The following is an 8,106-nucleotide window of genomic DNA, read 5'->3' as shown; positions in this document are numbered from 1 at the left end:
GGTGGCGTTCTGGTGGCGTTCCGTTGGAGTCCCCGTTGGGGTGACGCAGCCGACGGTGGCTTAGACTGACCGTCATGTTCACTGGCATTGTCGAGGAGACAGGGACCGTCGCCGCCGTCGAGCGTACGGCGGACGCCCAACGTCTCCGCATCACCTGCAGCACGGTCATCGCCGACGCCGTCCACGGCGCCTCCATCGCGGTCAACGGCGTCTGCCTCACCGTCACCGAGTTCGACACGGACGGCGGGAACCCCGGCTTCTGGGCGGACTGTATGCAGGTCACCCTCGACTACACCGCCATCGGCGGGCTCACCGTCGGCGACCGGGTGAACCTCGAGCGTGCCACCGCCACCGGCGGACGCCTCGGCGGCCACATCGTCCAGGGGCACGTCGACGGCACCGCGGTACTTGAGTCCCGCACCCCGGGCAGCGAGTGGGAGGTGCTCCGGTTCCGACTGGAGGACGCTGCCCTGTCCCGCTACGTCGCAAAGAAGGGCAGCATCGCAATCAACGGCACATCCTTGACTGTTGCTGAGGTTGGACCGGTCGGTGACGGCTGGTTCGAGGTCTCCCTCATCCCCGTCACCCTCGCTGAGACGGTCCTGGGTGACCTCACCGTCGGCGACCGCGTCAACATCGAGTGTGACGTACTCGCCAAATACACCGAACGACTGCTGGAGGCCACCGCCGAGGCAACCACGGAAGGAACCACCAAGTGAGCGAATCAGCACAGCGCACCTCACTGCTCGACCCCATCGAGGACGCCATCGCCGACATCGCCGCCGGGAAAGCCGTCGTCGTCGTCGACGACGAAGACCGGGAGAACGAGGGCGACATCATCTTCGCCGCCGAGAAGGCGACCCCCGAACTCATCGCCTTCACCGTGCGGCACTCGTCGGGCTACATCTGTGCCACGCTCACCAACGCCGACGCCGACCGGCTCGGCCTGCCGCCCATGGTCGCCCGCAACGAGGATGTCCGTGGCACCGCCTACACCGTCACCGTGGACGCCGCCGAGGACATCACGACCGGCATCAGCGCGGTGGACCGCTCCACCACCATCCGCAAGCTCGCCGACCCGGCGTCCGTGCGCGACACCTTCCACCGCCCCGGACACGTCGTCCCGCTGCGGGCCAGGGACGGCGGCGTCCTCGAACGCGTCGGCCACACCGAGGCGTCCATCGACCTGGCGAGGGCGGCGGGGCTGCGTCCGGCAGGCGTCCTCTGTGAGGTCGTCTCCACCGACGACCCGACCGGCATGGCCCGACTACCGGAGCTGCGCCGCTTCTGCGACGAGCACGGCCTGTCCCTCGTCTCCATCGAGCAGCTCGCCGAGTGGCGCCGGGTGAACACCCCCGTCGTCACCCGCGAGGTCGAGACCCGGCTGCCCACCCGCCACGGCGACTTCCGGGCGGTGGCCTACCGCGGTGTCGTCGACGGGGTGGAGCACATCGCCCTGGTCGTCGGAGACCCGGCGGCAGACAACGGTGAGGACGTGCTCGTGCGCGTCCACTCCGAATGCCTCACCGGTGATGTCTTCGGCTCCCGCCGCTGTGACTGCGGCGAACAGCTCGACGCCGCCCTCGACCGCATCGCCGACTCCGGCCGCGGCGTGCTGGTCTACATGCGTGGTCAGGAGGGTCGTGGCATCGGCCTCCTCCCCAAGCTCACCGCGTACAACCTGCAGGACCGTGGTCTGGACACCGTCGACGCGAACACCGTCCAGGGGCTGCCGGTGGACTCCCGCGAGTACAGCGCCGCCGCCCAGATCCTCCGTGACCTCGGTGTCCGTTCGGTGGCCCTGCTGTCCAACAACCCCGCCAAGCGGCTCGACCTGGAGAAGCACGGGGTGTCGGTGGTCCGCCGGGTACCCATCGACCTGCCCCCCAACCCGGAGAACGAGGCCTATCTGCGCACCAAGCGTGACCGCATGGGCCACCAGCTCGATTCCCTGACCAACTAAGGAGTTCCCATGGCAGCCGACGGCCTCGCCGACCTCACCCTGCGCCCCGGATCCGGCGACGGATTCCGCCTTGCCGTGATCTCCGCGTCCTGGAACGCGGCGATCACCGACCGCCTCCACGCCCACGCCGTGCGCACCCTCAAGGACCTCGGCGTCGCCGTCGACGACTGGCGGGTCGCCGGGTGCGTGGAACTGCCCGTCGCCGTCGCCGAGGCGCTGAAGACGCATGACGCCGTCGTGGCCAACGGCTGTGTCATCCGCGGTGACACCGCCCACTTCGACTATGTCTGCCGGTCCGTCACCGACGGTCTGACCCGGGTCAGCCTCGACACCGGCAGGCCGGTCGGCAACGGGGTCCTGACCGTCGAGAACCGGCAGCAGGCCGTCGACCGGTCCGGAGTGGAGGGGGCGGTCGAGGACAAGGGCGCCGACGCCGCCCGGGCCGCCCTGCACACCCTGCTGGTCATCCGCGACATCCGGGCGCGCGGCTGACCGCCCCCGGTCGCGGTGCGGTCGCCGGGGCAGTTGGGCCCCGACCGACGGACCGGGGTAACGTGGGCGGACGTGAGCACGGCTGATTCTACTGCGAAGACCACGGTACCGACCCCCGCGAGCGACGACGGGTGGCTGTTGACCGTCCGGTCCGCATACCTGAAGAAGGTCGCCTGGGTCGCCGTCGTGGTGATCATGGCGGTGCACATCTTCATGGGTGTCGTCTCCGCCGTGGGGGACACCGGCGCCACCGTGAGTCTTGTCGACCAGTGGGCCTTCATCGGACTGGGCCTGCTGTTCTCCGCCGCCGCCCTGACCCTGACCCGGCCGAGGGTGCGCGTCAACGCCCGGGGGGTGGAGGTCCGCAACGTCCTCGGCACGAAGTTCTACCCCTGGCAGATGATCTACGGGCTGTCGTTCCCCCGGAACTCACGGTGGGCCCGGCTGGAACTCCCGGATTTCGAGTTCGTCCCGATGATGGCCTTCCAGATCGGCGACAAGACCACCGTGGCGCAGAAGGTCGAGGCCTTCCGTCGCCTCGAGGACCGCTACATGCCCGACGAGTAGGGGGACGCCGATGGCCGATCCCGCCTCCTACCGTCCAGCTCCGGGGACGATCCCGACGAGTCCGGGCGTCTACACGTTCCGTGACGCCGACGACCGCGTCCTCTACGTCGGCAAGGCGAAGAATCTGCGCAACCGGCTGTCCAACTACTTCCAGGACCCGTTGCACCTCAACCCCCGGATCCGCACCATGGTCTTCTCCGCCGACCATGTCCAGTGGACGGTCGTCGCCAGCGAACTCGAGGCCCTGAACCTCGAGTACACGTGGATCAAGAAATTCGCCCCGAGGTACAACGTCATGTACCGCGACGACAAGACCTACCCGATGCTCGCGGTGAGTGTGAAGGAACAGTACCCGCGTGCCTTTCTCTACCGAGGCCCGCGGAGGAAGGGGGTCCGCTACTTCGGCCCCTACCCGAAGGCCTGGGCCATCCGGGAGACCCTCGAGTCACTGACCCGCGTCTTCCCGGTGAGAACCTGCACTGCCGGGGTGTACCGTCGCCACGAACAGCTGGGCCGCCCCTGCCTGCTCGGATACATCGACCGCTGCTCCGCTCCGTGTGTCGGACGGGTCTCACCGGCGGAACACATGGAGCTCGTGGACGGCTTCTGTTCGTTCCTCGCCGGTGGCAGTACCGAGCGGGTCATGCGCGACGTGCGACAGGATATGGAGGCCGCCGCCGCGGACCTCGACTTCGAACGCGCGGCATCGCTGCGCGACCAACTCGGGGCCATGAGCTCGGCCATGGAGAAGCAGTCCGTGGTCTTCTCCGACGACACCGACGCCGACGTGATCGCCACCGCCGGTGACGACCTGGAGACCGCCGTCCAGATCTTCCACGTCCGTGGCGGGCGTATCCGCGGACAGCGTGGCTGGGTCGTCGAGAACGTCACCGGGGACAGCGACGCCACCGGGGACGCCGGGACACCGGCCCTCCTGGCGGACTTCCTCACCCAGTTCTACGGTCAGTCCGCCGAGCTCGCCGACGCCACCGAGTCTGCTGTCGGCGGTAACTCGCGGGCGGCGACATCCCGCGAGGTGACCCTGGAACCGGTGCCGCGGGAGATTCTCGTCCCGGTCGACCCTTCCGAGATTGAGGACATCGACGGGCTCGCCGCCTGGCTCACCGAGCTCCGCGGTGCCCGGGTCACGGTGCGTCTCCCGCAGCGCGGCGACAAGAAGGCCCTGATGGACACCGCCCGGGAGAACGCCGCCCAGGCGCTGCGCCAGCACAAGCTCGCCCGGGTCGGCGACATCACCGCCCGGTCGGCGGCGTTGGAGGAGCTCCGTGAGGCGCTGTGGATGGATGAGCCGCCACTACGCATCGAGTGCACCGACATCTCCCACATCCAGGGCACCGACGTCGTCGCGAGCCTCGTGGTCTTCGAGGACGGACTGCCCCGCAAGTCCGACTACCGTCGCTACCGTATCCGGGAGGCTGCCGGCGACGGACACTCCGACGATGTCGCGTCCATCGCGGAGGTCGTACGTCGGCGGTTCCACCGCTACCGGGAGGACCGCACCGCAGTCCCCGCCGGGGATGACGCCGGTGACCGCCTCGACGGAGAGGTCAGTGTCGCGGAGGCGGAGAAGGGTGCCCGGCGGTTCGCGTACCCGCCCCAGCTGTTCATCGTCGACGGTGGCCGCCCCCAGGTGGAGGCGGCGCAGGCCGTCCTCGACGAACTCGGGATCACTGACGTCACGCTGGTCGGCATCGCCAAGCGGCTCGAGGAGCTGTGGGTTCCCGGTGACGAGTACCCGGTGATCATCGCCCGTAACTCGCCCGCGCTCTACCTTGTGCAGCAGATCCGTGACGAGGCACACCGCTTCGCCATCACTTTCCACCGTGCCAGCAGCGGCAAGCGGATGACCCGGTCGGTCCTCGACGAGGTGCCGGGCCTCGGGCCGAAGCGCCGGTCCCAGCTGGTCACCGCCTTCGGGTCGGTGGCGAAGGTCCGGGAGGCGGGGGAGGAGGCGGTCGCCGGACTACCCGGATTCGGTCCGAAGCTCGCCGCCGCGGTGATGGCCGCCCTCGCACCGGAGGAGAACAGCGGCGGTTAGGATGGTCGGCATGGACATCCACCGCGAACCCTCCACCGAGCCCCGACAGGAGGCGTCCCTCGTCCTCATCACCGGCATGTCCGGTGCCGGACGCAAGGAGGCCGCCACCGTTCTCGAGGAGATGGGCTGGTACGTCGCCGACAACCTCCCCCCGGAACTCATCATGCGGATGGTGGAGCTCAGTTTCGAGTCCGATTCGCCGGTGGAGCGTCTCGCCATCGTCACCGACGTCCGTTCCCGCGATTTCGTCGGTTCCCTCACCGAGGTCCTCGCCGGCCTGCATGATTCCGGACGCCGCCCCGTCGTTCTCTTCCTCGACGCCGACGACGCCACCCTCGTCCGCCGCTACGGTCAGGTCCGCCGGACCCATCCACTGCAGGGCAGGGAGACCCTCCAGGCAGGTATCGACCGGGAGCGGGACATGCTGCGGGGGATCCGTCGCCGGGCCGATGTCGTCATCGACACTACCGGCACCAGCGTCCATGACCTGCGTCGTGAACTGGAAGACTACTTCACCGCGCTGAGCGACCGACGGGAGCACGTCACTGTGCAGTCCTTCGGCTTCAAGAACGGTGCACCGCGCGACCTCGACCTGCTCTTCGACGCACGGTTCCTGCCGAACCCCTACTGGGTCCCGGAGCTCAAGGAGCACAGTGGCCTGGAGCCCGCCGTCGCCGACTACGTGCTCGACCGGCCTGAGGCGGAAGCCTACCTGGACGCGGTGACCACGGTCCTGGAGACTGCGCTGCCCGGGTACCGGCGGGAAGGGAAGCGGTTCATCACCGTGGGTATCGCCTGCACCGGTGGTCAGCACCGCAGCCCGGCGGTGGCCGAGGCCCTGGCGCGTCGGCTCCGGGAGCTCCCGGACCTGGACGTCCGCACCGTCCACCGCGATCTGGTGAGGTTCGTGGATCCGGGTGGTCAGGCCGGGCCGGGGAGCAGTGGTAAGGACGGTGGACGGAAGTGACGATCACCGACCTGACCGGACCTGACGATCCCGGACTCCCGGTCGAGGACATCTCGGCCGCCGCCGGGGAGCGTACCCTCGACCGGATCGCCAGCCTCGGTGGCGGGCACGGTCTCTTCGCGACCCTGCGGGCCGCCCGTGGTGTCGCGGACTATGTCACCGCCGTCGTCACGGTCGCCGATGACGGCGGTTCCTCCGGGCGGATGCGTCGGGAGCTGGGGTCCCTCCCGCCCGGCGACCTGAGGATGGCGCTGGCGGCACTGGTGCGGGACACCCCCCGCGGCCATCTGTGGGAGCACACCCTGCAGCACCGCTTCGGCGGGCACGGCGCGCTCGCCGGCCACGCGGTCGGCAACCTCATCCTCGGGGGGCTCACCGAGGTGATGGGGTCGAGCATCGCGGCTCTCGACGAACTCGGGGAGCTGCTGGGAATCCGGGGCCGGGTGGTCCCGATGTCCCCGGAACCGCTCGACCTGGAGGCCGAGGTCCAGGGCCTCGGCGATGATCCGAGGGAGGTCACCGCGGTCCGTGGCCAGGTCGCCGTGGCGTCCACCCTCGGCACGGTGCGGCGGGTCCGGCTGATCCCTCAGGACGCCCCGGCCACCGACGAGGCCGTCCAGGCCATCCTCGACGCCGACCTGGTGACACTCGGTCCGGGGTCCTGGTTCTCCTCGGTGATCCCGCACCTGCTCATCCCCGGCATCGTCGACGCTCTGGCACGGACCACCGCCACCCGCGTGGTGCTGATGAACCTCGTCGCAGAGTCCAGCGAGACCAACGGGTTCTCCATGGAACGGCACATCCACATGCTCCTCCAGCACAGCCCGTCACTGCGAGTCGACGTGGTGGTGGTCGACCGGAACTCCGTCCAGTCCTCCAAGGAACGGCGTCACCTGGAACGTGCCGCTGAACGGTTGGGGGCCAGGGTGCTCTACCGGGATGTCCGGGAGGACGATGACCGGGGCAGGTTCACCGACCGGCACTCACCCTCGAAACTCGCCGACGTCCTCCGTGAGTTCGGGGGAACCGGCACCACGGCAGCCGCCGGGGCGACAACCGCAGAGGCATTGTCCGGGACCCCGTCCACGACGACCCCCGGAGAGATGAGATGACGGTGCCGTCCCAGACACTCACCACTGACGTCCGGAGGGAACTGCTGCGGGTCACGGTGAGCTCACCGAAGGTGCTCACCGCGGAGGTCGCCTCGTTGCTGCGCTACACCTGCTCCCTCCACCTCGTCGACGGGGAGATCGTCGTCGAGGCGGAGATCGAGGACGCCGGTACCGCCCACCGACTCGCCACCGCGATCGACGAGCTGTTCGACATCGTCGCGGACCGGGGCTGTGTCCCGGACGCCGGGGCGGAAGAGCCCGGTCACCACCGTCTCCGGTGGTCGCACGGCGGCACCGAGCTGTCCCGGCGCACCGGGCTCATCGACCGTGGTGGGCATCCGGTCCGGGGCCTGCCACCGTTCATCATCGGTGGCAGCGCCGAACAGTGCGCCGCCGCGTGGCGGGGAGCGTTCCTGGTCCGCGGCACGGTCGGCGCCCCGGGTCGTCCGGCGGTGCTGGAGGTCACGACCCCCAGCAACGAATCCGCACTCGCCCTGGTGGGTGCGGCCCGCCGCATCGGTGTGACGGCGAAGGCGAAAGAGGTCCGCGGGATGCACCGGGTGCTCGTCCGTGACGCGGAGTCCGTCGGTGACCTGCTCGAGCACATGGGTGCACCACGGGGCAGGATCCGCTGGGAGGAGCAGCGTCGGCGACGGGAGGAACGCGCCAGCTCCCACCGTATGGCGAATTTCGACGACGCCAACCTCCGTCGGTCTGCCCGGGCCGCCGCAATGGCCGCGGCCCGGGTGAAACTGGCGCTCGAGCTGCTGGGCGACGACGTGCCGGAACATCTGCAGCAGGCCGGTGCGCTGCGGGTGCGGCACAGTGAAGCATCCCTGGAGGAGCTCGGTCAGCTCGCCGACCCGCCGATGACGAAGGACGCGGTGGCCGGACGGATCCGTCGGTTGCTGACGATGGCGGACCGCCGTGCCGAGGAACTGGGCGT

8 protein-coding genes are annotated in these 8,106 nt (G+C 69.5%); all 8 read left to right on the top strand.

Annotation, left to right across the window (positions count from 1 at the left end):
* Positions 1-74: 74 nt before the first annotated feature.
* Positions 75-719, top strand: a complete 645-nt coding sequence (locus tag QZV72_RS04400; RefSeq protein ID WP_297005746.1) for a riboflavin synthase — start codon at positions 75-77, stop codon at positions 717-719.
* The gene (locus tag QZV72_RS04395) at positions 716-1,963 is read left to right on the top strand and encodes a bifunctional 3,4-dihydroxy-2-butanone-4-phosphate synthase/GTP cyclohydrolase II (protein ID WP_297005745.1); all 1,248 of its coding nucleotides are present in this window, start codon (positions 716-718) and stop codon (positions 1,961-1,963) included. The genes QZV72_RS04400 and QZV72_RS04395 overlap by 4 nt, the downstream gene beginning before the upstream one ends.
* 9 nt (positions 1,964-1,972) lie before the next feature.
* Positions 1,973-2,455, top strand: a complete 483-nt coding sequence (ribH, locus tag QZV72_RS04390; protein WP_297005743.1) for a 6,7-dimethyl-8-ribityllumazine synthase — start codon at positions 1,973-1,975, stop codon at positions 2,453-2,455.
* Positions 2,456-2,527: 72 nt separating this feature from the next.
* Positions 2,528-3,022, top strand: a complete 495-nt coding sequence (locus QZV72_RS04385; protein ID WP_297005741.1) for a PH domain-containing protein — start codon at positions 2,528-2,530, stop codon at positions 3,020-3,022.
* Positions 3,023-3,032: 10 nt separating this feature from the next.
* A complete protein-coding gene (gene uvrC / locus QZV72_RS04380) occupies positions 3,033-5,081 on the top strand; it encodes an excinuclease ABC subunit UvrC (protein ID WP_297005739.1) in 2,049 nt (682 codons plus the stop codon).
* A 10-nt stretch (positions 5,082-5,091) separates the two neighbouring features.
* Complete coding sequence (gene rapZ / locus QZV72_RS04375; protein WP_297005737.1) at positions 5,092-6,048, top strand: RNase adapter RapZ; 957 nt, start codon at positions 5,092-5,094, stop codon at positions 6,046-6,048.
* Positions 6,049-6,098: 50 nt separating this feature from the next.
* Positions 6,099-7,160, top strand: a complete 1,062-nt coding sequence (gene yvcK / locus QZV72_RS04370; RefSeq protein ID WP_297005747.1) for a uridine diphosphate-N-acetylglucosamine-binding protein YvcK — start codon at positions 6,099-6,101, stop codon at positions 7,158-7,160.
* Positions 7,157-8,106: DNA-binding protein WhiA (gene whiA, locus QZV72_RS04365; RefSeq protein WP_297005735.1), on the top strand; the 950-nt coding region annotated here is incomplete at its 3' end. The genes yvcK and whiA, both read left to right, overlap by 4 nt.

Origin of the sequence: uncultured Corynebacterium sp. (assembly GCF_902782855.1) — a bacterium.
GTDB lineage: Bacteria > Actinomycetota > Actinomycetes > Mycobacteriales > Mycobacteriaceae > Corynebacterium.
This window is presented reverse-complemented; position numbering and strand designations above follow the sequence as displayed.

Bases quoted from the DNA above. Each gene is read 5' to 3' on its own strand.
- rapZ (WP_297005737.1), top strand. From the start codon at position 5,092: ATGGACATCCACCGCGAACCCTCCACCGAGCCCCGACAGGAGGCGTCC.
- ribH (WP_297005743.1), top strand. From the start codon at position 1,973: ATGGCAGCCGACGGCCTCGCCGACCTCACCCTGCGCCCCGGATCCGGC.
- QZV72_RS04400 (WP_297005746.1), top strand. From the start codon at position 75: ATGTTCACTGGCATTGTCGAGGAGACAGGGACCGTCGCCGCCGTCGAG.
- uvrC (WP_297005739.1), top strand. From the start codon at position 3,033: ATGGCCGATCCCGCCTCCTACCGTCCAGCTCCGGGGACGATCCCGACG.